24 protein-coding genes and 1 riboswitch are annotated in these 25338 nt (G+C 58.6%); of the genes, 8 read left to right on the top strand and 16 right to left on the bottom strand.

All coding sequences use genetic code 11. From position 1 onward, the window contains the following. Positions 1–93 precede the first annotated feature (93 nt). From G5306_RS04980 to G5306_RS04970, 3 genes are all read right to left on the bottom strand, one after another. On the bottom strand, positions 94–819 hold the full coding sequence (locus G5306_RS04980) for a MaoC family dehydratase (RefSeq protein ID WP_204483864.1): 726 nt from the start codon (positions 817–819) through the stop codon (positions 94–96). Positions 820–1064: 245 nt separating this feature from the next. Further along, complete coding sequence (rlmF, locus tag G5306_RS04975) at positions 1065–2036, bottom strand: 23S rRNA (adenine(1618)-N(6))-methyltransferase RlmF (RefSeq protein ID WP_421312483.1); 972 nt, start codon at positions 2034–2036, stop codon at positions 1065–1067. A 148-nt stretch (positions 2037–2184) separates the two neighbouring features. After that, entirely contained in the window at positions 2185–2673 is a 489-nt protein-coding gene (locus tag G5306_RS04970; RefSeq protein WP_421172010.1) for a C40 family peptidase, read from the bottom strand. A gap of 275 nt (positions 2674–2948) precedes the next feature. On the opposite strand from G5306_RS04970, the gene G5306_RS04965 reads away from it, so the two are divergent. Together G5306_RS04965 and G5306_RS04960 are read left to right on the top strand one after the other, a co-directional pair. Beyond that, on the top strand, positions 2949–3668 hold the full coding sequence (locus tag G5306_RS04965) for a 4'-phosphopantetheinyl transferase family protein (protein WP_158112381.1): 720 nt from the start codon (positions 2949–2951) through the stop codon (positions 3666–3668). Further along, on the top strand, positions 3665–4513 hold the full coding sequence (locus tag G5306_RS04960; RefSeq protein ID WP_421205837.1) for a tetratricopeptide repeat protein: 849 nt from the start codon (positions 3665–3667) through the stop codon (positions 4511–4513). Before G5306_RS04965 ends, G5306_RS04960 begins: the two co-directional genes overlap by 4 nt. A 172-nt stretch (positions 4514–4685) precedes the next feature. Here G5306_RS04960 and G5306_RS04955 read toward each other — a convergent pair whose 3' ends face one another. Together G5306_RS04955 and ribB are read right to left on the bottom strand one after the other, a co-directional pair. Then, positions 4686–4928 (bottom strand): Lpp/OprI family alanine-zipper lipoprotein, encoded by a 243-nt coding sequence (locus tag G5306_RS04955; protein ID WP_005334342.1) that lies wholly within the window; start codon positions 4926–4928, stop codon positions 4686–4688. Positions 4929–5153: 225 nt separating this feature from the next. Then, positions 5154–5807 (bottom strand): 3,4-dihydroxy-2-butanone-4-phosphate synthase, encoded by a 654-nt coding sequence (gene ribB, locus G5306_RS04950; RefSeq protein WP_100654777.1) that lies wholly within the window; start codon positions 5805–5807, stop codon positions 5154–5156. Positions 5808–5911: 104 nt separating this feature from the next. After that, a riboswitch (FMN riboswitch) is annotated at positions 5912–6068 on the bottom strand. A 259-nt stretch (positions 6069–6327) separates the two neighbouring features. Here ribB and purU point away from each other — a divergent pair. Further along, positions 6328–7164, top strand: coding sequence for a formyltetrahydrofolate deformylase (gene purU / locus G5306_RS04945; RefSeq protein ID WP_005344188.1), 837 nt, complete (start codon positions 6328–6330; stop codon positions 7162–7164). 79 nt (positions 7165–7243) lie between these two features. On the opposite strand, the gene G5306_RS04940 is transcribed toward purU, so the two are convergent. Both G5306_RS04940 and cls read right to left on the bottom strand, forming a co-directional pair. Continuing rightward, positions 7244–8506 (bottom strand): DUF945 family protein, encoded by a 1263-nt coding sequence (locus G5306_RS04940; RefSeq protein WP_421235757.1) that lies wholly within the window; start codon positions 8504–8506, stop codon positions 7244–7246. Positions 8507–8613: 107 nt separating this feature from the next. Then, positions 8614–10095 (bottom strand): cardiolipin synthase, encoded by a 1482-nt coding sequence (gene cls, locus G5306_RS04935; RefSeq protein ID WP_421205839.1) that lies wholly within the window; start codon positions 10093–10095, stop codon positions 8614–8616. A gap of 95 nt (positions 10096–10190) precedes the next feature. Between cls and G5306_RS04930 the strand changes: the two genes are divergently transcribed. Next, on the top strand, positions 10191–10733 hold the full coding sequence (locus G5306_RS04930) for a DUF1439 domain-containing protein (RefSeq protein ID WP_421312482.1): 543 nt from the start codon (positions 10191–10193) through the stop codon (positions 10731–10733). A 5-nt stretch (positions 10734–10738) separates the two neighbouring features. Here the strand turns inward: G5306_RS04930 and G5306_RS04925 are convergent, their stop codons facing one another. After that, positions 10739–11179: a GNAT family N-acetyltransferase gene (locus tag G5306_RS04925; protein ID WP_266134531.1), complete on the bottom strand. Its 441-nt coding sequence runs from the start codon at positions 11177–11179 to the stop codon at positions 10739–10741. A 325-nt stretch (positions 11180–11504) separates the two neighbouring features. Between G5306_RS04925 and G5306_RS04920 the strand changes: the two genes are divergently transcribed. Continuing rightward, positions 11505–12254, top strand: coding sequence for a lytic transglycosylase domain-containing protein (locus G5306_RS04920; RefSeq protein WP_421309607.1), 750 nt, complete (start codon positions 11505–11507; stop codon positions 12252–12254). Between the two features lie 92 nt (positions 12255–12346). Here G5306_RS04920 and aqpZ read toward each other — a convergent pair whose 3' ends face one another. Together aqpZ and G5306_RS04910 are read right to left on the bottom strand one after the other, a co-directional pair. Continuing rightward, positions 12347–13036, bottom strand: coding sequence for an aquaporin Z (aqpZ, locus tag G5306_RS04915; RefSeq protein ID WP_421205840.1), 690 nt, complete (start codon positions 13034–13036; stop codon positions 12347–12349). 274 nt (positions 13037–13310) lie between these two features. Next, a complete protein-coding gene (locus G5306_RS04910; protein WP_043851261.1) occupies positions 13311–13520 on the bottom strand; it encodes a DUF1653 domain-containing protein in 210 nt (69 codons plus the stop codon). A 387-nt stretch (positions 13521–13907) separates the two neighbouring features. Here G5306_RS04910 and G5306_RS04905 point away from each other — a divergent pair, with 387 nt between their 5' ends. After that, entirely contained in the window at positions 13908–15122 is a 1215-nt protein-coding gene (locus G5306_RS04905; RefSeq protein ID WP_421312481.1) for a pyridoxal phosphate-dependent aminotransferase, read from the top strand. A gap of 63 nt (positions 15123–15185) precedes the next feature. On the opposite strand, the gene G5306_RS04900 is transcribed toward G5306_RS04905, so the two are convergent. From G5306_RS04900 to G5306_RS04875, 6 genes are all read right to left on the bottom strand, one after another. After that, positions 15186–16661: a YfcC family protein gene (locus tag G5306_RS04900; RefSeq protein WP_164537218.1), complete on the bottom strand. Its 1476-nt coding sequence runs from the start codon at positions 16659–16661 to the stop codon at positions 15186–15188. A 162-nt stretch (positions 16662–16823) separates the two neighbouring features. Further along, a complete protein-coding gene (gene fabV, locus G5306_RS04895; protein ID WP_100653359.1) occupies positions 16824–18017 on the bottom strand; it encodes an enoyl-ACP reductase FabV in 1194 nt (397 codons plus the stop codon). 150 nt (positions 18018–18167) lie between these two features. Further along, positions 18168–18755, bottom strand: coding sequence for a histidine phosphatase family protein (locus G5306_RS04890; RefSeq protein ID WP_421205841.1), 588 nt, complete (start codon positions 18753–18755; stop codon positions 18168–18170). 155 nt (positions 18756–18910) lie between these two features. Further along, on the bottom strand, positions 18911–19564 hold the full coding sequence (locus G5306_RS04885; RefSeq protein WP_005334376.1) for a helix-turn-helix transcriptional regulator: 654 nt from the start codon (positions 19562–19564) through the stop codon (positions 18911–18913). Positions 19565–19628: 64 nt separating this feature from the next. Continuing rightward, entirely contained in the window at positions 19629–20918 is a 1290-nt protein-coding gene (locus tag G5306_RS04880) for a serine dehydratase subunit alpha family protein (RefSeq protein ID WP_421312480.1), read from the bottom strand. Positions 20919–20940: 22 nt separating this feature from the next. Further along, positions 20941–21324 carry a Rid family detoxifying hydrolase gene (locus tag G5306_RS04875; protein ID WP_005344164.1) on the bottom strand — a complete coding sequence of 128 codons (384 nt, stop codon included), beginning with the start codon at positions 21322–21324 and terminating at the stop codon, positions 20941–20943. Between the two features lie 251 nt (positions 21325–21575). On the opposite strand from G5306_RS04875, the gene G5306_RS04870 reads away from it, so the two are divergent. Beyond that, on the top strand, positions 21576–22871 hold the full coding sequence (locus tag G5306_RS04870; RefSeq protein WP_021229327.1) for an amino acid permease: 1296 nt from the start codon (positions 21576–21578) through the stop codon (positions 22869–22871). Between the two features lie 200 nt (positions 22872–23071). Further along, positions 23072–25078, top strand: a complete 2007-nt coding sequence (locus G5306_RS04865) for a methyl-accepting chemotaxis protein (RefSeq protein WP_421312479.1) — start codon at positions 23072–23074, stop codon at positions 25076–25078. Positions 25079–25338 lie beyond the last annotated feature (260 nt).

Raw genomic sequence — 25338 nt, 5'->3', positions numbered from 1 at the left:
CTCAACCCTTGCAACAAACAGGCAAAAAAACGGGCCCGCTGTTCGTTGCACACGACAGCGGGCCCGTTTCACCATTCATGCCGATGAGAGAGCTCAGAAGTAGATGCGGGTCACCGACTCGATGACGCAACCCGGGCGGCGGATCCCTTCAATCTCGACCTTGATCTCTTTGAGCAACTCCAGCCCACCCTTGATGGGGGTGACCCGGGCCAGCTTGGTGCGGGCGCGGATGTTGCTGTCCACCTTGATGGGGTACGGGAAACGTACCTGATCCAGCCCAAAGTTCACCACCATGCGGGCGGTCGGGAACTCGGGGGTGGCCTCATCGACCGAGCCGGTCAGCTGCGGCAGCAGCGCCAGGGTCAGGAAGCCGTGGGCGATGGTGGTCTTGAAAGGCGACTCGGCGGCCGCGCGCTCCGGATCGGTGTGGATCCACTGATGATCCCCGGTCACGGCAGCAAACTGATCGATCATCTGCTGGCTGACGTGCAGCCACTCGCCCACATGGGTCTCTTCACCAATGCGAGCCTGCAGGGCGGCATAGAGCTCGGCAGCCTCGGCTCCCAGCTCCACAGCGGGTTCCTGAGCCACGGCAGGCTGACCGTTGGCCACCCGTGCCACGGTTGCTGCATCCTGTTGCTGCTCGCTCTGGGTCTCGGTTTGCAAGTCCAGTACACGACCCAGCAAAGGGTGAAGATGTGCCTTTTGCTGAAACTCACGCCAGTAGTCGCGGATCGCCGGTGAGAGCCAATCCTTGAGCTCAAAGGGGTGCTGCGCCAAAATTTCGCGCTTGCGCTTCAGAAAATCGACAACTTTCATGTTCCGATCCCTATGTGATTCATTGCCTGTAAAGAGGTCTAACCAGTCCTATTTTATTAAAGTTTCAGCTGTAAGTGCAAAAAAATCTCGGCGTACACCTGTACCAAGGCGGAAGTAACTACTTACACCATGTAAACCAGCACGATCTGCCAATGAGGAAATCGATTGCCAAAGATGCCGCCAGCAGGGGAAATTCGCGGGGCTCATCATGAAAAAAGGCCCTCATCGGGCCTTGTGGTGGGGACTCAGCGCGCGCTCGACCAGCCGCGACGCAATCCCTCTTCATCCAGAAAGGACCAGGCGAGGATCCGGCTCACCTTGTTGCCCTGCGCCATGTCGATCACCCGTACCTGACGCGCCCCCACCCGGCTCAACGCCTTTTTCGCCCCCGGCAGGTTCTCTTTTTTCGACACCAGCGAGCTGAACCAGAGGCACTGAGTGGCAAACTCCTTGCTCTGGGCAATCATGTTGGCCAGAAACGCCGCCTCGCCCCCTTCGCACCAGAGCTCGGCCTTCTGGCCGCCAAAATTAAGCACAGGAGCGCCTGTCACCTCCTTGCCCAGATTGCGCAGCTTGCGCTCCGTCCCCTTGCTCGCCTCTTCCAGCGACGCGTGGAACGGCGGATTGCACAGCGTCAGGGCAAAGCGCTCCTTTGGCCCTATGATGCCGCGAAACACATGGTTGGGGTTGCCCTGCAGGCGACACTCAATCTGGTTGCCGAGTCCGTTGCTCTTGGCCAGCAGGGTGGCCGCCTTGACCGAGACCGGATCGATATCCGATCCCACAAAACGCCAGCCATATTCGCGGGCCCCCAGCAACGGATAGATGCAGTTTGCCCCCACCCCGATATCCAGCACCCTCACCCCCTTGCCGGTAGGGAGCTGGCCTGCGCTCTCGGCCAACAGATCGGCCGCCCAGTGCAGGTAGTCCACCCGTCCCGGGATAGGCGGGCAGAGGTAACCGGTAGGCAAGTCCCAATGGGCAATCCCGTAGTGATGGGCCAGCAGGGCGCGATTGAGGGACTTCACTGCATCGGGATTGGCAAAATCGATGGTGCGGGTACCGTAGTCATTGATAAATACGTGGACGGCCAACTCGGGAGTTCGCAGGCAGAGCGCCTCAAAGTCGTAACCCGCCTCATGGCGATTACGGGAGTGAAGTCCGGATTTACGGTCGCCCGACTTGGGGCCACCAGCTGATGGGATGCGGGGTTTCATGCTGAGCCTGCCGAAGAAAACGGGCCCACACTATAGTGATTTGACTCGGGAAAGTCTAAACGAGGGCAATAAAAAACCGGGCTATCGAGCCCGGTTCAAGTGAGGTTGGAAAAACAGTCCGTACTGCGAGCCGTTTGTCCAGCCTGACTCAGATATCGATCCGGCGAGCTTGCCAGAACTTGCTGCGCCAGTATTGGCTGTCCAGCTTGGAGCGGGTCACACCGGCTCGAGTCGAGGCGTGAATGAATTCGCCATTCCCGACATAGATACCAACGTGGTTGAGACGACGATTGATTTTGAAGAAGACCAGATCACCTTCGACCAGATCCTGCTTGGAAACGCGCGTCCCTTCGTGAACTTGAGAGCGGGTATCGCGGGGAAGTTCAATACCGACCGCATTGCGAAACACTTCACGGGCGAAGGCGGAACAATCGATACCACGTTCGGTTGTACCACCGTAGCGGTAAGGGGTACCGCGCCACTCTTTGTATACTGTCAGGATTTCATTCACATCGGGTGTCTGCGAAGCTTCCGGTTCAATAACGGGTTCCATCATGGAAACTTCGATCTTGCTCGCGACCTCGGGTTGGGGTGCCGAAGCACAACCCGCCATTCCGAGCGCGACCAGCAGTAGCATCAGGTAGCGCAATCCTTTATCCCCGCAAAATAGTAAATCTTGTTAAAATACGGCCCCAAAGGGCAATTTATAAGGCAACAGCACCCGACTATATCCAAGAATTCTATCGAGGCAAGTGAAAATCCCTATCAAGCTCACATTTTTGCAAGGAAATGCACGATTTTTCATAATTAATGTGATCATGCCCAAACAATATACAATCGCAAAAAGGACCTTTGGCCTCATAGATAACTGGCTTTTATCCCTGCTTCAGCACCTTTTTAAAGTGAAAAATCATGATCGAAACCGATCTTTTTTTGTTAAAACCAGCCAGGGTATGCCAGGCACTGCTTGCTCAATTGCCTGAATGGCTGTCAACCGATGAGCTGCATATCTGGCAAACCATGACCCATCCTGAACGGCGTCAGGAATATCTGGTGAGCCGCGCCCTGCTGCGCCAGCTGTTGTCCGAGAGGCTGCAACGCCCTGCCGCCAGCCTGCAATTTTGCAACGGCCCCCACGGCAAGCCCCAACTGCATGATGATGCTTGGCAGTTCAATCTAAGCCACAGTGGCAGCTGGCTGGTGTTGGCGCTCTGCCCGCAGGGGCAGCTTGGGGTGGATATCGAACTGGGCAAACGGCGGCATCACCCCCTCCCCCTGGCCCGCCGGTTTTATGCACAGAGTGAATATGAGTGGCTCTGCGCGCTGCCTGCTCCAGAGCAGGAGAGTGCCTTCTACCGGCTCTGGTCACGCAAGGAAGCGGTACTGAAAGCCCACGGTGGCGGCATAGCGGCGGGACTGGAGAAGGTGCGGTTTCTCCCGGAGGAAGGGTGGCGACTCGACAACCGGCTCGATGACACCCCTTATCAGGTACAGGATTGGCCCTTTGCCAGCGGCTGGCTCAGTCTCGCGGCGGCAACCCCCGTGACCTTTTACCGGCTTGATGAGCGCTTGAATTGCCAGTCACTCAACCCCATGTTACTCAACACCCTTTCTGAAGAGTCCAACTCATGATCGTCGACATTACTCCCCAGAATTTTCACGCTGAACTGATCGATGCCTCCATGAAGAAGCCGGTCGTCATCTATTTCCATGCTCCGCAGATGCCGGAGTGTCACGGGATGACACCGCTGATCGAATCACTGGTTGGGCCCGCTAATGAGCAGGTCACCCTGGCCAAGGTGGATATGAACGATCCCCAGTTGCAACCGCTCGCCAGCCAGCTCGGCCTGCGCGCCCTACCCGCATTGGTGCTGTTCCATCAGGGTCGCCCTGACGAACAGGGGATCATCGAAGGGCCGCAGGATGAAGCCACCCTGCGCCAGTATTTCGCCGCCTTCACCCCCAAAGAAGAGGAAGAGTTGCTGGCCAAGGGGCAACAGGCACTGGCTGACGAGCAGCCCAGCATCGCCTATGCCCATCTGACCAAGGCACACCAGCTGGCCCCTGAACGTCACGACATCAGCCTGTGGCTCATTCAGGCCGCGCTCGACCTCAACCTGCTGGATGAAGCGCAGGAGCGCCTCGGCACCATCCCGATGGTGGCACAGGAAAGTCACTTCCATACCCTGAGCTCACGACTGGCGCTGGCCCTGCAAGCGGCAGACAGCCCGGAACTGCGCGCGCTGGAAGCCCGTCATGCAGAACAGCCTGATGATTTTGGTCTGGCACAAGAACTTGCTGTGCAATACAACCAGGCCGGCCGTCAGGAAGAGGCATTGGAACTGCTGCTGGCGATCCTCAAACGGGACTTGGCATTCGGCGAAGCCAGAAAGACCTATCTCGATATTCTCGCCACTATGGGTAACACACCACAGGCGCAGAGCTACCGTCGCAAACTCTATAGTCTGCTCTACTGATCGGAATCGAACTGGCTGGTAATGATGGGGGAGTGCCGGGAGACCGGCATGACCTCATGGGTCAAGTACGAAGAAGGTACTGTGGGAATAAGGTGCTGTGGGAATAGTGGAGATACGGTGAATTTAAGGCAAAAAAAAATGGCGCAAAACTGCGCCATTTTTTTCGCATGGATTACTTCTTGTAGGAAGTAGCCATGTTGTCGATGCGCTGGTTAGCACGCATAGCTTCTTGCTTGGCTTCGGCAACATCAGCAGCGATTTTGGACTGATCAGCACGAACTGCGCTAACATCTTGAGCCAGTTGGTCAACTTTGTTAGACAGATTCTGAACGGAAGTTTCCAGTTCGCTGGTGTTTGCACAACCGCCCAGCAGAGCGGACAGACCAACAACACCTACCAACAACAATTTTTTCATTTTTAAAGCTCCCTTGAACTCGCCAGACGTTTAGCAAGCGGCGTGATTATGGCACAAAAAAATCCTACTTTGCATAGTCCCCACCACAGATAAATGCATTAAAACCCTCATTTTTTTTTGAATGAACAGTTTTTGTCCAGATTCGTCTAAAAAATGAGTGTCGTGTGGTGGGGGCACGGACAAAGGTTAACCAAATTTTTGCCTTATTACAATTTCGTATGAGGCTCAGGCTGTACGTTCTGACAACAATTGACGATATTGCACCAGATCCTCGATGGTCAGCACCGGCATTTGGTGCTTGCGACCGAACGCAACCAGGTCTGGCAGACGCGCCATCGAGCCATCTTCTTTGGTCAATTCACACAACACACCAAACGGTTTGAGGCCAGCCAGCTGCATCAGATCGACCGTCGCTTCGGTATGACCACGGCGGGTAAGCACCCCACCGGTTCGCGCCCGCAGCGGGAAAACATGACCCGGGCGATGCAGATCACCCGGTTTGGCGCCGTCAGCGATAGCCGCGCGGATGGTGGTGATGCGATCAGCCGCCGAGACACCGGTCGTGACCCCCTGCGCCGCTTCGATGGTCACGGTAAAGGCGGTCTGGTAGTGGCTGGAGTTGGCCTCCACCATCATCGGCAGTTCGAGCTGGCGAACCCGCTCGTCGGGCAGGCAGAGGCAGACGATGCCGGAGCACTCGCGGATCATCATCGCCATCTGTTCATTGGTCATGGATTCGGCGGCGAAAATGAGGTCGCCCTCGTTCTCCCGATCTTCATCGTCGGCCACCAGCACGCCGCCTCCGGCACGCAAGGCAGACAGAGCCGCTTCGACACGGGCAACGGGATCACCGAATTCACTGAGTAGAGACTGATTCATGGTAAAACTCCTAAACAAGACAAGGACCAGAATCAGGGCATGGAAAGGCAGACAGAGACGGGCATGCAGCGGCCAGCCCACAAGGGCCAACACGGCAAGGTCTGTCTTATCCTCTTTCATCCGGACTATGACCGTCGGCTCCGGCATCTCACCGGATCTGCTGACCCCGACCCGGCAATCAGCCAAGTCGGGCGCTCGCGGGCTCCCCGAGTCAATCGGGATACCGCCGGTGGGGAATTGCACCCCGCCCTGAGAATAAGCGCAGACAGCCTAAAGAAAAACGGTTGCAGATACCAGCCAAAATCCCCCGCAGGCTGAAAAGCGTTTCAACATTGCGCCCGGGATCCCGCTCTGCGGCCCGCTCGCCAGCACGAAAGACCATGACTGGCGAATTTCTTTATGGCGCGGATCGGTTTATGGCATAGTTCCCGAAACAAAAAAACAGGGCCCGAAAAGAGAGCCTGAACAACGCTGCCGGCGCAGACAGCAGCGCCAACACCACAAACGGAAAATGACAGAGATGGAAAAGAAAATACTGCTCACGGATTGCCCGGATGCCAAAGGGCTCATCGCCAAGATCACCAACATCTGCTACAAGCACCAGCTCAACATCATCAAGAACGATGAGTTTGTGGATCACGAGAATGGCCGCTTCTTCATGCGTACCGAGCTGGAGGGACGCTTCAACGACGAGACCCTGCTGGCCGACCTCGATGATGCCCTGCCCACCGGTGCCCAGCGCCGTCTGGTCAAGGCGGGCAAGAAGCGCATCGTCATCCTGGTGACCAAAGAGACCCACTGCCTCGGCGATATTCTGATGAAGAACTACGCGGGCGCGCTGGATATGGATATCGTCGCGGTGATCGGCAACTACGACACCCTGGCCGAGCTCACCGGCAAGTTCGATATCCCGTTCCACACCGTCAGTCACGAGGGTCTGAGCCGGACAGAGCATGAGGAGCAGGTTCGCGCCATCATCGACAGCTATGAGCCTGACTATGTGATCCTGGCCAAGTACATGCGGGTGCTGACCCCGAGCTTCGTCGAGGCCTACCCGCGCAAGATCCTCAACATCCATCACTCCTTCCTACCCGCCTTCATCGGTGCCCGCCCCTACCGGCAGGCGTTTGATCGCGGCGTCAAGCTGATCGGCGCCACCGCCCACTTCGTGACCGACGATCTGGATGAAGGCCCCATCGTCGAACAGGACGTGATCCACGTCGGTCATGCCTTCAGTGCGGACGACATGGCCAAGGCGGGTCGGGATGTGGAGAAATCGGTGCTGAGCCGCGCGCTGGAGCTGGTACTGAACGAGCGGGTGTTCGTCTACGGCAACAAGACGGTGGTCTTCAAGTAATTCGCCCACACGGCCCATATGCAAACGCCAGAAACAACAACGGCTCCCGCGGGAGCCGTTGTTGTTTCTGCGCCGAGTGTCAGAGCGGCAGATCGTTTACCGTCACCGCGCCCTTCTCCAGCTTCAGCTCGGAGGTCAGCGCTTGCTTGTCGGCCTTCAGATAACCCATCTGGGTCAGCTGATCGAGCATGGGGGCCAGTTGCGGCACCGCCTTGCCCAGCTTGTCGCTGAGGCTGGCATGCAGCACGCCGGAGAGGGCCTGCATTCCCGCGTCGCTGTTGAACAGCTGCTCCAGCGAAGTGGAGGCCAGCTTCACGTCCCCCTTCATGGTCACCGCCTCACCGTTGAGCTTGGCGCTGAGATCGGCCAGTTCAAGGGTCGCGCCACGTTTGAGCATCTTGTCCAGCGCCTGCTGGATAGCGGCATCTTCAACTCCCTTGCCACCGGCGGCCTGCAGCCCCTGATACCCTTCCAGATCCAGACCGTTGAGGTTGAGCGCCAACTTGCTGTCGGTCACCGCCAGGGTGTCAGTCTCGTTCTCCAGATCCAGCTTGGCAATTTTCATCTGATAGCTGCTGGAGAGGGTCTGGGCATCATCACCGGTCAGCTGAGTCTCGGTAGTCATCCCCTGCAGGGCAACCTTGACGCTGTCAGGCAGTTGTACCGTGAGGGCCGAGAGGGTCATCTCGCTCTGGGGCGAGAGGAGCACACCGCTGATCTCGGCAATGTCGGCACTCCCTTTCAGATCGGCAAGCACCAAGTCCATCTTGCTCTGCTCTTCATGGACCGTCATCCCCTGCCAGGTCATGGTGAGGTGACCATTCCCCTCCAGATTGCCGTGGAACTCGCCGCTCAGGGGCAGGAAGCTGAACTCGTCCAGCCCCTGTTTTACCTTGAATTCATTGGCCCAGAAACGGCTGCTGTTACCCTGGGTCCAGAGACTGGTGACCGACTCCAGACCGAGTTCCCACTGCTCCATGCCCAGTGCGGTGAAAACCGGCGCTAGCGTGCCATTATGGGTATCGAGCAGGAGGTGGCTCTTGATGTAGAGCGGCAGGATCTGGCTCTTGACCACCAGTTGCAACTCGATGGACTGACTGCCCTCCAGCTCGCTGTCAATGGCAGCCAGCTCCTCCGGCGTCACCACGACCTTCAGGACCCCGTCACGGGTGAAGAGGCTGCTGCTACTCGGCTGCCACTGCATATCGATACCGGTCTCTTGCTCTACCTTGGCGATCTGCTCCGCCATGATGTTGTCGAAGCTGTTGCCCGTGTACCAACACGCAGCCAGACCACCACCTACCAGTGCCGCACCCACGGCGAGGGCCACTATCTTTTTCATATATCCATGTGTCTCCAGGGAGTTGTCACTGCACTCTACGGGGCGGACTCGGGGCTAGGCAAGTCCAATCAGATGGCGAGTCCACTTTCTTGCGGCTCGCCACAACATCACAGCAAGGGGCTGAAGAGATAGAAGATGTTCTCCATCGCCTTCTTGTACCAGGGGCGGGCCTGCCATTGGGCCAGGGTCATCGGGGTGGCTTCCGCCATATAGCCCTGTACCAGCCGGGTCATCTGGGCCACGAACGAGGGGTTATCCACCAGCAGGGTCACCTCGAAGTTGAGCCAGAGGCTGCGCCGATCCAGATTGACCGTCCCCACCAGCGCGAAGTCATCATCCACCAGCACGCTCTTGGTATGGAGCAGACCGGCATCGTAGCGGTAGATCTCCACCCCGGCCGCCAGCAGCTCCTCCATAAAGGCGTTGCAGGCGTAATTGGCCATGATGGAGTCGTTGCGTGCCGGCAACACCAGCTGCACCTGCACCCCGCGCGCCGCCGCCGAACTGAGTGCGGCCGCCAGCGGATCGTCGGGCACAAAGTAAGGGGTCGTCAGCACCAGATGGCTGCGCGCCTGATAGATGGCCAGCAGCAGGCTCTGCTGGATGCAGTCGCCGCCGACGAAGGGGCCGGACGGGATCAGCTGGGCGCGGTAGTTGGTCTGGGGCCAGGCTTCCGGCTCATGCTGCAGACTGTCGAGCAGCCGCTCGCCGGTCTCCATCTCCCAGTCCCAGACAAAGATCGACCACATCAGCGGCACCATGGGCCCCTGCACCCGGATCATGATGTCGACCCACTGGCCGACCCCGGCATCCTGCTTGAAAAAACGGGGATCCACCATGTTCATGGAGCCGGTATAGCCGACCTTGTCATCGATCACCACCAACTTGCGGTGCATTCGCAAATCCTGCCGCTGGAACGGAATGCGCCAGGCGCCGACCGGCAGCACCTCCACCAGCTTGACCCCCGCCTTGCGCAGCTTTTTCGGCCACCCGGAGCGGAAGAAGTGCTTGCTGCCCACCGAATCGAGCAACAAACGACAATCCACGCCGCACAGCGCGACTTCCATCAGTGCTTCACACACCTCGTCGGCATCACCGCCGGGGTGCCAGATATAGAACTCCAGATAGCATGAGAGCGTCGAGCGGCGAATATCCTGAGCAATCTCATGCAGGATCTGGTCGGGTTGGCTGAGCAGAGTCATCCGGTTACCGGAGAGCATGGGCATGGCCAACCGCCCCTGGATCAGATCGTGCAATGGTTGGGCCTTTTCCCCCACCTCGCAGCAATGCTGGGGGAAAAGGCGGGCCAACTGACGAATCCAGATAGCGTAAGGGCGATACATGGCCTGTGCCCGCTCGGCGCGGCGGCGCCCCAACTTGATTTCACCAAACAGCAAGTAAAAGCCGACGCCGGCAAACGGAATGGCGTAGATCAGCGCCAGCCAGGCCAGCGACACCCCGATGGGGCGGCGTTTCATCACTACCCGAAACGACACACCCGCGACGATAACGGTATGAAAAAGCAGTAGCAGCCAGCCCAGAAAGCGGGAGAACAGCAGGTGGAGATCATGTTCCAGACCGTTTAGCAACGGTAACTCCTTTTCATCAACAAACAGTGGTCGGCAGATCCTGCCAGTCAGGAATGGTATGCTGTAAGGCAAATCCATTCTATCAGGTTGCCCCCATGATTCTGCAATCCATGCTGCTCAGCCTGGCCATGCTAGGTCAAGGCTCATATGACATCAATGAGCAGCAGATCAATCAGTACCTGCAATCCCAGGTGCAAGTCGACAAACAGCTGGAGCTGCCCGGCATCATAAAGGCCCATGTGAAGCTGGAGCAGAGCGATGTCCAGATTGGCCGTCAACAGCCAGACACCGCCCGAGTCTATGGCAAGGGCAAGCTCAAGATCGCCCTGCCCGACAATACCGAATATGACGCCCGCCTGCAGATGACCTATGAGGCAAGACCCCGCTATGACAAGAGCCAGAGCGCGCTGTTTCTCGACAACATGAAACTGGTGGAGTACAAGCTGGAACCGGAGGCGGCAGAGAGAAAGTTCGGCATGATGCTCGCTATGCTGCTGCAGAGCATGGAGAAGCGTCTTGAGAGCAAACCGGTTTACCGACTGGATGACAAGGATCCGCAACAAGCCTGGCTGAAAGAAAACCTGCTGGGGCTGGAGCTGTCACCGGGCAAAATCCACCTGCTGACCAGACCCCGCTAGCCCGCTCAATTCAGGAGGGGCTGGCTGGTATCCCGTACCAGCAGCTCCACCTGATAACCCTGCTGCTGCTGTTGCTCATAAAGGGAGAAGAGTGACCCGCTCAATTGGTTGAGGGAGATATCGGCAAAACCGGCCTTGAGATAGAAGGGTTTCTCGAAAGGCAGTACCTGACAGACTACCGGTTTGTCCTCCAGACCGTGACAGGCGTGCTGCAACAGCCGTGAACCCAATCCCAGCGACTGGTAGTGAGGCAACAGACGAAAGCCGCACAGATGATAAAACTCCTCCTCGTCCCGCAACCGAACCGCCCCCACCAGCCAGTGAGCATCACGTACGACAAAGACCCGCTCTGCCAGATCCGGCACATAGTGGGAAAAAGTCGTCTCGTAATAATCCTTGATGAGAGAGAGATCGGCGTCACAGTACTCCTCGAAGATGAGTTCCATCGCCAGCATTCCTGACACAAAAAATTCCTTTATAATCAGTAGATAAGATAGATTGAAACTAACTAGCCAGACCAGCTTACACCAGCAAGATAGCATGCCTTTTATTAACAAAAAAGCGAGCATGCTGGAGCACTTCCCTAAGACGCTTATGACCATTAGCTACCGGAAAATTCCACCTTTTGGCGCCTCTCCTGGCCATACTCCGGCATCCCCCCGTCCCTCGGTCAAATCCCCCCTCCACTTCACAACTCCCTGTTTGTACGCTTGTTCTGCACTCGCCATGGTGCTTTACTCAACATGATGATCCAGGGAAGGAGTGTGACGGTTGAAAGCATGGATGCTGGCAGGCCAGATGGTGTTGATCCCCTTGAGTGGATGGAGCCAGACGCCCCCTCCCGCGGAGGTGGTCTTCCTGACCGCAGCCCCCTCTCCCTTGCGCCCGGTCAATCATGCTGCGCCCGCCCCACAACCCGAAACCACTCAAACAGCGGCAACCGCCGCTGGCGGCAAGAAGCAGATCCAGGTCTATAAATCGGTGCAGCAAAACGGGGTAGTACGTTACTCCGATATGGCGCCCGAACAGGGCCATTACGAACTGCTGCTGTTCAACGACTGCTTCGCCTGCGACCCCAAATCCAGCGTCAACTGGCAGACCACAGGACTGTTTCTCTATGACTATGCCAGCACCATCAAGGCAGCAGCAAAGACCTATCAGGTTGAGCCTGCGCTGATCCGAGCGCTCATTCACGCCGAATCGGCTTTCAATCCACTGGCGGTCTCCCGCAAGGGGGCGATGGGGCTGACCCAGCTAATGCCTGCCACGGCGCGGGAGCTGGGGGTCGGCAATGCCCTGCTGGCGGAGCAGAATATCTTCGGCGGGGTGAAATACCTAGCGGGACTGCTCAAGCAGTATGACGGCAACATTGCGCTGGCGACCGCGGCCTACAACGCCGGGGCGGGCGCCGTACAAAAACATGGCGGCATCCCACCCTATGCGGAAACGCGCGCTTATGTGGAGCGCGTCCAGTTGCTCCATCAGCGCTACAAAGAGATGCTGCAGGCCAAGGGACTCTGACGTTTGGCTTGGTGAGTTCTCTTATCTCACTCCTCCAGAAACAAAAAACACGCCCTCAGGCGTGTCGATACCACACTTTGTTTCGCAAATGATTACTTCTGCTCCGTCGCCACCAGGCGATAAGCCAGCGCACCCAGAATGGCACCGACAATCGGGGCAACCCAGAACAACCACAGCTGGCTGACCGCCCAGTCACCGACAAACAGCGCAACGCCGGTACTGCGGGCCGGGTTGACCGAGGTATTGGTCACCGGAATGCTCACCAGATGGATCAGGGTCAGGCACAGGCCGATGGCAACCGGAGCAAGCACAGCTGGCGCACGGCTGTCGGTAGCGCCCATGATGACGAACAGGAAGAAGCCGGTCATCACAGCTTCGCACACCAGTGCCGCCATCATGCTGTAGCCGCCCGGAGAGTGCTCACCGTAGCCGTTGGAGGCAAAGCCGGCGGAGAGATCAAAACCGGCCTGACCGCTGGCAATCACGTAAAGCACGGCAGCGGCGGCAATGCCACCCAGCACTTGCGCCACGATATAAGGCAGTACACCGGATGCCGGAAAACGACCACCCGCCCACAGACCGATGGTGACGGCCGGGTTGAGATGGCAACCGGAGATATGGCCGATGGCATAGGCCATGGTCAGCACGGTCAGGCCGAATGCCAGCGATACGCCCAAGAGGCCGATCCCCACATGGGGGAAGGCTGCAGCCAGCACGGCACTGCCACAACCTCCCAATACCAGCCAGAAGGTTCCCAAAAACTCTGCTGCAACAGGTTTCACTGTATGTCTCCCGATAAGATGAGATAAAAAGGCCCGCAAAGGGGCCATGCGTTAACACGCGCAGCATTATGGGAGCAGCAATAGCCGATGCGAACCCGGTTACCAGTCGCCAGAAAACGTGACTCAAGTCACAATTGGTTGATTAATAGAGATATTTATCAGTAGCAAGCCACACAGAGGCTGTTGCCAACAAGGAGCCTCATGCGACAACTTATGACTCCAAAGGCCTGTTCTGTCTATTTGTTGATCAACAATTCAGGGCCACACCAGCGGATCACTTGATCGGCGAAAAACGGCTGACCACCTGACCCTGATGCTCAATCCACTCCATGAACATGGCGACTGGACGGGCATAGACGGCGCCATCCTGTTCCGACTGATAGATCACCAGCTGCTCGCCTGTCTCGGTATGGCTGGCCAGGGTCAGCACCTGATAGTAGCCCCCCTTGAAGTGACGATAGCGACCGGGTGTGGGTGCATGCATGGGATACCTCTGCAGATAGAACAGGACGGGAAAGGGGAAATATGCGCTGGCCAGTGCCAGTTGTATCAGCTTTTTCTCGTCGGAAATGACGATGAAGAGGCTTTTTTACACAAGCCAATCGTGCCAGAGAGCGTGAAGATTTCAACACAGTAGAGTAGCTTTGTTAATCACTCCCCCATCTTTCACTGGTGAACCTTGCCAAGCACAAACGATCGTGCTGAATTTAACCTTTTAATAACTCTGTTTTGGGGCTAAAAATCAGGAATATCTACTAAAAAGAAGATTGTTCTAGCATTCAATTCTGTGAAGAATAGGGGAAAAGATATTTGATACTAAAAACCGCCTTTTTCGCCAACGCGTCCCCATGGGGAAGGAATCACAGTCACCATGTTCACTATCGACAAGTCGCACAAGCTCGACGATGTCTGCTATGACATCCGCGGCCCGGTGCATAAAGAAGCTCGCCGTCTCGAAGACGAAGGCCACCGCATCATCAAGCTCAACATCGGCAACCCGGCCCCGTTCGGCTTCGAGGCGCCGGAAGAGATCATCAAGGATGTGATCCTCAACATGCCCCAGAGCCAGGGCTACTGCGACTCCAAGGGGCTCTTCTCCGCCCGCAAGGCGGTGATGCAGTACTACCAGCAAAAAGGGATGCGCAAGGTCGACATCGACGACATCTACATCGGCAACGGCGCCAGCGAGCTCATCGTGATGGCGATGCAGGCGCTGCTCAACAACGGCGACGAGATGCTGGTGCCCTCCCCTGACTACCCGCTCTGGACCGCGGCAGTGACCCTCTCCGGCGGCCATGCGGTGCACTACCGCTGCGACGAAGGGGCCGACTGGTATCCGGATCTCGACGACATCCGCGCCCGTATCACCCCGCGCACCCGCGGCCTGGTGCTGATCAACCCCAACAACCCGACCGGCGCCGTCTACGGCAGCGAGTTTTTGCTGGAGGTGATCGAGATCGCCCGCCAGCACAACCTCATCATCTTCGCCGACGAGATTTACGACAAGATCCTCTACGACGACATCTCCCACACCAGCGTCTGCACCCTGTGCGACGATGTGATGGTGGTGACCTTCAACGGCCTCTCCAAGGCCTACCGCGCCTGCGGCTTCCGCCAGGGCTGGATGGTCATTACCGGACCCAAGGGGCGTGCTAAAGGCTATATCGAAGGGCTTGAAATGCTGGCCTCCATGCGGCTGTGTGCCAACGTGCCGATGCAGCACGCCATCCAGACCGCCCTTGGCGGCTACCAGAGCATCAACGAGCTGATCCTGCCGGGCGGGCGCCTGCGCAAGCAGCGGGACAAGGCGTGGGAGCTCTTGAACGAGATCCCCGGGGTCTCCTGCGTCAAACCCAAGGGGGCGCTCTACATGTTCCCGCGCCTTGATCCCAAGGTGTATGACATCCGCGACGATCAGAAGATGGTGTTCGACCTGCTGCAACAGGAGAAGCTGCTGCTGGTACAGGGCACCGGCTTCAACTGGCCGGCGCCGGATCACTTCCGGCTGGTGTTTCTGCCCCGCGAAGAGGAGCTGGAGGATGCCATCGGCCGCCTCGCCCGCTTCCTCAAGGGCTACAAGCAGTAAGCAAAGCTCATGAAAAAGGCTCCCGCGGGAGCCTTTTTGTTATCTGTGGCTTTATCCGTGCCATCAGCCGTGCAGCAGGGCGCCGGCCACCAGCACCGCCATGGTGATGAGGGCTACGCCGATGATAAAGGGCAGCACCCAGCGCACGAAGCGATCGTAGGGGATCTTGGCGAGCGCCAGACCCGCCACCAGATGGGCGGCAGTGGGGGCAAACAGGTTGATCCAGCCGGAGGCGGACTGATAGGCCGTGATCACCAGATCCCGGGAGATACCGGAGAAGTCAGCCAGCGGCCCCATCAGCGGCATGGAGACGGTCGCCAGCCCCGAGGTGGAGGGGATGAAAAAACTCAGGATGATGTGCACCAGATAGGCCATCAGGATGAAGACCGATGAGGAGAGTCCGGTCACCAGCCCCTCGGCCCAGTGCAAAATGGTGTCGATGATGACGCCCTGCTCCATCACCACATAGATGCCGCGCGCCACCGCCACCACCAGCGCTACCCCGATGAGATCCCGAGCGCCGCTCAGGAAAGTCGCCACATAGTTGGACTCCGGCATCCGGTTGATCAGCGCAATCAGGATGGAGGCACTGAAGAACAGGGTCGAGAGCTCGTCAAACCACCAGCCAAAGGTGGGCAGCACGTCGATCCCCAAATCCGACCAGGGCACCACCGCGTAAATCATCAGCAGGAAGGTGCCGAAGAAGACCAGCATGGTGAGTTTCTGCTTGCCGGTGAAGGCGAGGTTGCCGCTCTTCATCTGGGAAAACTCGTCGTCATAGGCGATGTCGGCCAGCACGGAGCGGGACTTGTCCTGCTGCACCTGCTTGGCGTAGCGCATCACGAACCAGGAGGCGAAGATCACCAGCAGCAGCCACTGCACAACCCTAAGGCCAATCCCCTCACCGATGGGGATACCGGCAAAGCCCGAGGCGATACCGGTGGCAAACGGGTTGACGGTGGAGGCGAGCACCCCGACCCCGGAGCCGAGCAGGATAATCCCCGCCGCCACCATGCGATCGAAGCCCGCCGCCATCATCACCGGCACGATCAGCGCCCAGAAGGCTACCGTCTCCTCTGCCATGCCGAAGGTGGAGCCGCCGAGGGCAAACAGGGCGATCAACACAGGAATTAGCAACCGCTCACGCCCGGCAAAGCCACGCACAATGGCCCCAACCCCGGCATCCAGCGCACCGCTCTGCATGGTCACCGCGAGAAAACCGCCGATGATGAGCACGAACAGCGCCACATCGGCCGCCTTGTGAAAACCCTGGATGGGCGCCTTGAGCACCTCGAATACCCCTTGCGGGTGGGCGGGTAACTCGGTGTAGCTGCCGGGCACCGGCAACAGCCGCTCGTCGCCGCTGTAATCGGCCACGGCCGCTGCCGCAACCGGCTGCTGGGTCTTGGCGGTGACATAGTCATATTTGCCCGCTGGCAGCACCCAGGTCAGGGCGGCCATCAGCGCGATGATGATAAAAAGCAGGGTATAGACAGTGGGGAGTTGGCGCTTCTTGGGCGCCTCGTTTGGAGTGGTCATAGCTTCCGTTCCTCGGCAATGCCGTCTGTGATCCGATCAGCGCAAGACTAGCGGGTTTGATATGGGAAAAAGGTGATCGCTGATAATAAAATTCCGCAAATTAGCGGAATGTTTGCCAAAAAAACAGGGCCCCGCGGGGCCCTGTTTTCACTTGAGTCAGACTCAGAGCTCGACCACGTCGAATTTCACATCCGGATTTACATCCGCATCGTAATCGACCTCGTCCAGACCGAAACCGAACAGGCGCAGGAACTCCTGCTTGTAGCCGGTGTAATCAGTCAGCTCGGAAAGATTCTCGCTGGTGATGGATGGCCACAGGTCGCGGCAGGTCTGCTGCACATCTTCGCGCAGTTCCCAGTCATCCATACGGATGCGAGCCTGATCGTCCAGCGCCATGTCGGAGGCGTAGAGACGGGTGCGCATCATGCGATCCACCTGCTCCATGCACCCCTCGTGAATGCCCTTCTCCTTCATGATCTTGAAGGCCATTGAGATATAGAGCGGCATCACCGGAATGGCGGAAGAGGCCTGAGTCACCACGGATTTGAGCACGGCCACGTGAGCGGTGCCGCCCTTGGCAGCCAGATCGCCACGGATGGCGGCAGCGGCGCGGTCCAGATCTTCCTTGGCGCGGCCCAGAGTACCGTGCCAGTAGATTGGCCAGGTCAGATCGGTACCAATGTAGGAGTAGGCCACGGACTTGGCGCCGTCAGCCAGCACGCCGGCATCACGCAGGGCAGCCATCCACAGCTCCCAATCCTGACCGCCCATGACGGTGATGGTGTTCTGGATCTCTTCCTCGTTCGCCGGCTCGACGGTGGCGGTGATGATCTGATCCTTGTTGGTATCGATGGCGGTGGTGGTGTAGACCTCACCGATCGGTTTGAGGGCAGAGCGCACCACTTCGCCGGTTTCCGGCATCTTGCGCACCGGAGAGGCCAGGGAGTAGACCACCAGATCAATCTGACCCAGATCCTGCTTGATAAGCTCGATCACCTTGGCGCGGCACTCGTTGGAGAAGGCATCGCCGTTGACGCTCTTGGCGTAGAGGCCCGCCTCTTTGGCTGCCTTGTCGAAGGCGGCAGAGTTGTACCAGCCAGCGGTACCGGTCTTGGACTCGGTGCCCGCTTTTTCAAAGAAGACGCCGAGGGTGGCGGCGCCGCTACCGAAGGCAGCCGCAATCCGGGAGGCCAGGCCATAACCGGTGGAAGCGCCGATCACCAGCACCTTCTTGGGACCATTCTCGATGATGCCCTTGGCTTTGGTATAAGCGATCTGGCGACGAACATTGGCTTCACAACCGACCGGATGAGTGGTGGTGCAGATAAAGCCGCGAACCTTGGGTTTGATGATCATATGGGGTCTCGGATCCGTTTAATGGATGAAATCGGGGCATAAGATACCTCATCTTGCCGCGATAAGGTGCTCTGATGTGTTGAACTGCGGCAAAAATGGGCATCCGAAGGTGGCAATCATGGTCCATGCCATGGTGCCACCTCACGGCAATTAGCAGGCAATGCGGGTGATGTGGCCATCCTGCAGCTTATAGAAGGCATCTTGCGGCAACTCCTGTGACCAGGTCGCCTCATAGTCGAGATCGGCATAGACGCCACGCAGCATGGCACCGAGCAGACCGTGGGTGATGACGATGGCCCGCTCGACGAGCGCGGGATCCTGCAACCATTGGTGTGCCCGGCGCTGAATGCTCTCGAAGCTCTCGGCCCCCGGTGCCTGCAGATACCAGTCCCCTTTGCCGGTATCGAGCTCGGGATGAGCGAGCCGCAGCACCGGGATCTGGCAGCTCTCCCACTCCCCCATCCCCAGCTCCATCAACCGATCGTCCCAGATGATGCGATCAACTGACAGCCCCAACTGCTCGCACACCAGCAGCGCAGTCTGACGGGCGCGACCGAGCGGGCTAGCATAGACGGTCCAGCGGGCAGGATCCGCCAGTTCGGCGGCAAGGCGCCGCCCCATGGCGATGGCTTGCGCCTCACCCTTGTCGGTCAGATCGGAGTTGCAACGCCCCTGCAGACGCTGCTCGGCATTGAAGCGGGTCTGGCCATGGCGCAGCAGATAGATGAGTCGAGACATGATTTCTCCAGCACGTTCAGAGAGATAGAAAAATAAAGGGGGAAGATGATAACAGATGAGCCCGAAGGATGGCCCAAACAGAGAGGCTAAAGCGGGCGTAAAAAAACGGGTCAAGGCTGACCCGTTTGCTACCAATTTGACCAGAGTGTATCGGCTCAGCCCTTCTTGATCTCCCGCAGATAGCGGTAGATGGAGTGGACCGAGATCCCGAGCTGGCGCGCCGCAATCTGGGCACTGTCTTTTAACTCGAAGATCCCCATGTCGTGCAGCTGGTTGACGATAACCCGGGTCTTCTGGGACGGAGGCACCGCCTCGTTGCCGCGCACCTCGGCACTGACGGTGTCTATGGTGCTGTTGAGCGCCTCGTCGATGTTGCGGGCGAACACCTCCGGGGTGGCATGGCTCTCGTGGGGATGCATGCACTCCGGCATCATGGTGCGCAGCACAGATTGCAGCGGGGCATCCATGTCGCTGTTGATGCAGAGCAACCCGATGGCCCTGTGCTCCCCGTTGCGGATCACGGTAGTAATGGAGCGCAGGGTCTTGCCGGTGGCACACTTGGTCATGTAGGGGCTGGAGATATCCTGCCCGCTCTTGAGCTTCATCATCGCCAGGTTGGTGATGGGGGCGCCGACACTGCGGCCGGTGATATGGCCGTTGGCAATCTTGACGATCGAGGGATTGCGCGCATCCAGACTGTGGAGCAGCACCTCGGTGTGCTGACCATACATGGCGGCGATGCCGTCCACAATGTTCTCCATCGACTTGAGGATCTCAAAATCGCTCGGACTCAACTCTTGCAGCTTCACAATGGGACCTTCTTGCAAGGGTTGCTGCCGGACAATGGACGCCGGGCAGCAACCAACAGTGACATCAGGCGGACATGATATCAATAATGGTGCTGTCTGTGGCAGACATGCCCTCCTTCACCATCTGGCCGACGTTGCGGATGGTCTGATCCACGTCGCCGGCGACGATCCCCTGCCCCGACACCGAGTGGCTGTTGAGGGCCATCAGGAAGCCGCGCACCGCCGCACCGGAGGAGGTACTCACCTTCATGGCGCAGGAGGCTTTCGCCCCGTCGCACACCATGCCGGCACTGTCGCTCAGCACGTTCTGGATGGCGAAGCAGGATTGCTCAAAGCTGCCGCCCGCCAAATAAACCATGGCCATGGAGGCGGCCGCGCTGGTCACGGTATTGCCACAGAAGGCCGACAGCGGCGGATAGTGGGACTTGATATAGATGGCGCCCAGATGGCTCATGATGAGGGCGCGAGCCAGCTGCTCTTCGCTGGCAGCAAAGCGCTCGGCAATCACCATCACCGGAATGGTGGCGGCAATACCCTGGTTGCCGCTGCCAAAGTTGCTCATGGCTGGCAGGGTCGCGCCCCCCATGCGGGCATCGGAGGCAGCCGCCGTCATCATCACGATGCGGTTCATCACATCCTCGCCGATAAGACCGGCATTGATGTTCTGCTGCATGGTGCGGCCAATCTCCAGGCCATAGGGGTTGTTCATCCCCTCGGCGGAGAGCTTGCCGTTAAGTTCCGAGGCTTTGAGGATGAACCTGATCTGCTCGAACTCCACCTGGGTGGCGAACTCGTAGATGGCGGCGATGCTGATATCGACGCCATCGCAGATGGAACCGGTTGCACCACCCTGGCTCTGATCGGCGGTGAAGGTCACTTCACCATCGCGGCGCTGCTCGACGATGCGGGTATGACCGCCGCACAGGGTCACTTCGGCGCTGTGCTCTTCACCCTTGTCATCAGTGCCATAAACGGTCACGCGGCAGAAGATAAACTCGGGGGCGGCGGTGCGGCTCACCTGCACCTTGCCAGCATCGATCAGCTGCTGGGCACGATCCACCTGTTCTGGCTGGATCGCGGCCAGCACCTCCAGCCCGGCGTCGACGTTACCGCCGATGGCACCGGCCGCGGCCGCAATGGCCAGACCGATCTTGCCGGTGCCCGGCACATAAACACCCATCGAGTTTTTATAGAGATTGTCCGACACCGCAACCTCGAGGCGACCGGGCTCACAGCCCAGTTGCCGGACGGCGACAGCCGCGGCATAGGCGGCGGCGATTGGCTCGGTACAACCCAGCGCTGGTTTGACAACCTGTTGAATAATCTGCAGATACTGCTGCCACGCTTGTTTCATCACTTGAACCTTTTTATCAGCATTAACGAGCGATATGGGCGATCGCTTCCACTTCAACCTTGACGCCCATCGGCAGATCCTTCACTGCGAAGCAGCTGCGCGCCGGACAATCTTTCTGGAAATAGGCTTTATAGACCTCGTTGAACGCGGCAAAATCGCTGATCTCGGCGAGGTAGCAAGTGGTCTTGAGCACGGTATCCAGCGAGCCGCCAGCGGCTTCCAGCACGGATTTCAGGTTTTCCAGTGACTGGCGGGTCTGGGCGGCAATGCCCCCTTCCACCACACCACCCTGCTGCTTGCAGACCGGCAACTGACCGGAGGTAAAGATAAGGTCGCCATAGGCAGTGCCGTGGCTGTAGGGACCGATAGCGTCAGGTGCCGCTGCTGCTGTGATGATGCGTTTCATATAGCCACTCCTGTTTGTGCAATTTTTTTTGCAATCACGAATCTCATTCCGTTCAACATTATTTGCTTTTTATTTTATCCATTCAACAAAAAGATACAAAAATGGCGTTTTAAGGCACCTTTCGGCCTCAATATAAACCGTGATCACCATCCTGATTTGAACAAAAGTACTCTTATGGGCATTGTTTATGACAGTTTTATTCAACTATATTTGCGCCAAATTCCCACACCCCTACAAAAAAGAAGGTTTTAATGGACGCGCATAGCACTACACTCGCCAGCCCCGTGATGGGCACGCTGGAATGGAAAGAAGCGGTTCGCTTCGACAGCACCGACTGGGGCTGGATCATCATGAGCATCGGAATGGCCATCGGCGCAGGGATCGTCTTCCTGCCGGTACAGGTGGGTCTGATGGGCTTGTGGGTCTTTCTGCTCTCTGCGGTGATCGGCTACCCCGCCATGTACATGTTCCAGCGCCTCTTTATCAATACCCTGGCCACCTCGCCGGAGTGCAAGGATTACCCCAGCGTCATCACCGGCTACCTTGGCAAGAACTGGGGTGTGCTGCTCGGCGCCCTCTACTTCGTGATGCTGGTGATCTGGGTCTTCGTCTACTCCACCGCCATCACCAATGACAGCGCCTCCTTCCTGCAGAGCTTCGGCGTCACCGACGGCCTGCTCTCCGAAAACCCGCTCTACGGTCTGGTGCTGATCTGCGGTCTGGTGGCACTGGCCTCGCGCGGCGAAAACCTGCTGTTCAAGATCTCCACCTTTATGGTGCTGACCAAGATCAGCGTGGTGGCAGTGCTCGGCCTGATGATGGTGGACAAGTGGGATGCGGCCAACATCACCGCCATGCCCGCTGCCGGTGACTGGATGAAGGATGCCATCATCATGCTCCCCTTCACCCTCACCTCCATCCTCTTTATCCAGAGCCTGAGCCCCATGGTGATCTCCTATCGCTCGCGGGAAAAGTCGCTGGAAGTGGCTCGCTTCAAGGCGATGCGCGCCATGAATATCGCCTTCGGCATCCTGTTCGTGGTGGTGTTCTTCTACGCGGTCTCCTTCACTCTTGCCATGGGCCACGATCAGGCGGTTAAAGCCTCCGAGGAGAACATCTCTGCGCTGGCCATGGTGGCCCAGGGGATGCCCGGCCAGACCCTCAAGCTCCTGAGCCTCACCCTCAACATCTTCGCGGTGATGACCGCCTACTTCGGCGTTTACCTCGGTTTCCGTGAAGCCTGTCAGGGTCTGGCGATGAACCTGCTGCGCCGGGTGCTGCCGGAAAACCGCATCAACAAGGGATTGGTGGGTAAGGGCATCATGGTGTTTACCGTCATGCTCTCCTGGGGTGCCATCGTGCTCAACGCACCGGTACTGAGCTTCACCTCCATCTGCAGCCCCATCTTCGGCATGGTGGGTTGCCTCATCCCAGCCTATCTGGTCTATCAGGTACCGGCGCTGCACAAGTACAAGGGCACCTCCCTCTACATCATCATCGTCACTGGCCTGCTACTCTGTGTCTCGCCCTTCCTAGCGTTCAACTGATCGATTGCAAACGCCCTCCTTATCGACTTCGGGCCACCTTCGGGTGGCCCGTTTTCTATTGGCTCGGCTGACGGTGTCCCGCCTGGAAGTAAAAAGCCAAGGGGATCACAACTTGCAACCGGCCATCACCCAAGGGAGGCCGCTCGGAGTACTATTCAGGCAATACGACTCACGCCCGCACTCAGGTATCGAGGCTTAACATGAAATGGATTTTCAACCCCGCCATCCGGCTGGGCAATCAGCTCTCCTTCAAATACAAATTCCTGCTCTGGTCCTGTCTGATGCTGCTGCCACTGGCCTACAGCATGACCAATCTGCTGGGGCGGCTGCAGGATGACAACGTCCAGGCCAACCGCGAGCTGGCAGGAGTGGTCAATCTCACCCCCGTGCCTGCTATCGAGCAAGCCCTGCTCACCCATCGCAATCTGGTGACCCGTCACGCCCATGAGGTGGATCCTGTCGATGATGAGCAGGTCAAGGCAGCCGCACAAGCCGTTGATCAGAGCCTGCAAGCCTTTGCCGACACCCGCCAGAACAATCCCTCCTTTGAGGTGATCCAGCAGGGCTGGGCCGCCCTGCAGAGTGAAGCAGGCAAGCTGGAAGTGGAGCAGAGCAACCTGCGCCACGACAAGCTGCTGACCGAGGTGCGCCACCTCTACAAGCACATTACCGCCAGTAGCAGCCTGATCCAGGATCCGGCGCTCGGTACCTACTACATGGTGATCCTCGCCAGTGAGCGGTTGCCGCAACTGCGCGACCTGCTGGCTCAGGTGCGGGATCGCGCCGCCACCATCGCCGATTTCGGCCTGTTTCAGGCCGAGGGCTACAGCGGCCTGCGTTTTCGTCTCGACCTCATCAGCGCCACCCTGCAGGAGCTGGAGGCCGATCTGACCCTGCTCTACCAGATGGAACCGGCCTACCACGCCGAGCTGGGTCAGCAGACCGGTGCTCTGATAAAGCTGGTGCGTCAGGGGGTTGAGACCATGGAAAACAAGATGATGAAGGATCAGCTGGTGCAGCTCTCCACCAAGGAGGTGCAGGCACTGGGGGATAAGATGGACGAGGCCATCACCGCACTGGCAGGCCAGGTACGCCAGCGGCTGGAGGCCGACCTGCATCAGCGGCTGACCGCCAACCAGCGCCACTTCTGGTGGGTCACCGCGCCGCTGACCATCAGCTTGCTGCTCTACCTCTACCTGATGATCGGTGCCTATCTCTCCCTGTGCGAAACCGTAGGACGGGTGCGTGATATCGCCGCCCGGGTCAACGCCCAGGATCTCAGCCAGCATATCGAGATCGTTGGTCAGGACGAACTGGCCGCCATCAGCCGGGATTACAACGTGACCCTGGAGACCCTGCGCACCCTGATGTTGCGAGTGCGGGAAAATGGCGTCACCGTGGTGGAAAGCGCTACCGAGATCGAAGCGCGCACCTGCCGCTCGCAGGAGGTCATTGCCGATCAGCAAGGGGAGACCCATCAGGTCGCTACCGCCATCAAGGAGCTGGCCGCCACCTCACAAGACATGGCGGGCAACGCCCTGCAAGCCGCCCGCATGACCCAGGAGGCGCAGAACGTGGTAGGTCAGGGCGAGGATGTGGTGGAGCGCACCATCAAGGCAATCGACCATATCAACCGCGAAGTGCTGCGCACCGCCGACACCATAGGCCAACTGGAGCAGCAATGCAGTCAGATTGGTGGCGTCATCAGCGTGATCCGCGGCATCGCCGAGCAGACCAACCTGCTGGCCCTCAACGCCGCCATCGAAGCGGCCCGTGCCGGTGAGCAGGGTCGCGGCTTTGCGGTGGTGGCCGACGAGGTGCGGTCTCTTGCCAACCGCACCCAGGGGGCTACCGTCGAGATCCAGCAGATGATTGAACAGCTGCAATCCGGCGCCCGCGCCTCGGTCACCGCCATGTCGGCGGCCAGCCATGAAGCGCAGGAGGGGGTCGGGCTGGCGCAGGAGGCAAAACTGGCTTTCGGCGCCATCACCGAGAAGGTGGATCGAATGGTCGATACCAACGCCATCATCGCCAGCGCCATCGAGCAGCAGGGCGCCGTGGTCAACGAGATCGAACGCAACGTGGTGCGCATCTCCGATGGCAGTGACGAGGCGCTGCAAGTGGCCAACGCCGCCCGCGATGCCGCCCGCCAGATCCACCAGCTCACCGAACAGCTGCGCGCCATGGTACAGAGCTTCGTGCTGTAACAAAGCGCTGACAAGCCGGGCTCAACGTGAGCCCGGCATTATCCCGGTCTCGCCCCTGCCCACAACATCTCGGTTGCTCGGATCATTCAGAAAATCGCAGCTCCCACTTGCCGGGCAAACGCCAACAAAGTAGTCTCGAACGAAAACAAAATGCGGCATTCCCGACACGCACTGTCTACGACGTCGAGGCAAGCAAGCCGCCTGCGAGCCACAGATTAAAACCAGCGTCACGTCATCTATCACCCGCTTCAAGCGAGGAT

Origin of the sequence: Aeromonas sp. 603404, assembly GCF_049171775.1 — a bacterium.
Lineage (GTDB): Bacteria > Pseudomonadota > Gammaproteobacteria > Enterobacterales > Aeromonadaceae > Aeromonas > Aeromonas veronii_A.
Note: the sequence above shows the minus strand (reverse complement) of the source record. Positions and strands in the feature narration are given on the sequence as shown.

Bases quoted from the DNA above. Each gene is read 5' to 3' on its own strand.
- G5306_RS04875 (WP_005344164.1), bottom strand. From the start codon at position 21,324: ATGAAACGCATCATCACAGCAGCAGCGGCACCTGACGCTATCGGTCCC.
- ribB (WP_100654777.1), bottom strand. From the start codon at position 5,807: ATGAATCAGTCTCTACTCAGTGAATTCGGTGATCCCGTTGCCCGTGTC.
- G5306_RS04910 (WP_043851261.1), bottom strand. From the start codon at position 13,520: ATGCATGCACCCACACCCGGTCGCTATCGTCACTTCAAGGGGGGCTAC.
- G5306_RS04960 (WP_421205837.1), top strand. From the start codon at position 3,665: ATGATCGTCGACATTACTCCCCAGAATTTTCACGCTGAACTGATCGAT.
- G5306_RS04970 (WP_421172010.1), bottom strand. From the start codon at position 2,673: ATGCTACTGCTGGTCGCGCTCGGAATGGCGGGTTGTGCTTCGGCACCC.
- rlmF (WP_421312483.1), bottom strand. From the start codon at position 2,036: ATGAAACCCCGCATCCCATCAGCTGGTGGCCCCAAGTCGGGCGACCGT.
- G5306_RS04930 (WP_421312482.1), top strand. From the start codon at position 10,191: ATGATTCTGCAATCCATGCTGCTCAGCCTGGCCATGCTAGGTCAAGGC.
- G5306_RS04940 (WP_421235757.1), bottom strand. From the start codon at position 8,506: ATGAAAAAGATAGTGGCCCTCGCCGTGGGTGCGGCACTGGTAGGTGGT.
- G5306_RS04880 (WP_421312480.1), bottom strand. From the start codon at position 20,918: ATGAAACAAGCGTGGCAGCAGTATCTGCAGATTATTCAACAGGTTGTC.
- G5306_RS04890 (WP_421205841.1), bottom strand. From the start codon at position 18,755: ATGTCTCGACTCATCTATCTGCTGCGCCATGGCCAGACCCGCTTCAAT.
- G5306_RS04925 (WP_266134531.1), bottom strand. From the start codon at position 11,179: ATGGAACTCATCTTCGAGGAGTACTGTGACGCCGATCTCTCTCTCATC.
- purU (WP_005344188.1), top strand. From the start codon at position 6,328: ATGGAAAAGAAAATACTGCTCACGGATTGCCCGGATGCCAAAGGGCTC.
- G5306_RS04865 (WP_421312479.1), top strand. From the start codon at position 23,072: ATGAAATGGATTTTCAACCCCGCCATCCGGCTGGGCAATCAGCTCTCC.
- G5306_RS04980 (WP_204483864.1), bottom strand. From the start codon at position 819: ATGAAAGTTGTCGATTTTCTGAAGCGCAAGCGCGAAATTTTGGCGCAG.
- G5306_RS04955 (WP_005334342.1), bottom strand. From the start codon at position 4,928: ATGAAAAAATTGTTGTTGGTAGGTGTTGTTGGTCTGTCCGCTCTGCTG.
- G5306_RS04870 (WP_021229327.1), top strand. From the start codon at position 21,576: ATGGACGCGCATAGCACTACACTCGCCAGCCCCGTGATGGGCACGCTG.
- G5306_RS04900 (WP_164537218.1), bottom strand. From the start codon at position 16,661: ATGACCACTCCAAACGAGGCGCCCAAGAAGCGCCAACTCCCCACTGTC.
- G5306_RS04905 (WP_421312481.1), top strand. From the start codon at position 13,908: ATGTTCACTATCGACAAGTCGCACAAGCTCGACGATGTCTGCTATGAC.
- G5306_RS04965 (WP_158112381.1), top strand. From the start codon at position 2,949: ATGATCGAAACCGATCTTTTTTTGTTAAAACCAGCCAGGGTATGCCAG.
- fabV (WP_100653359.1), bottom strand. From the start codon at position 18,017: ATGATCATCAAACCCAAGGTTCGCGGCTTTATCTGCACCACCACTCAT.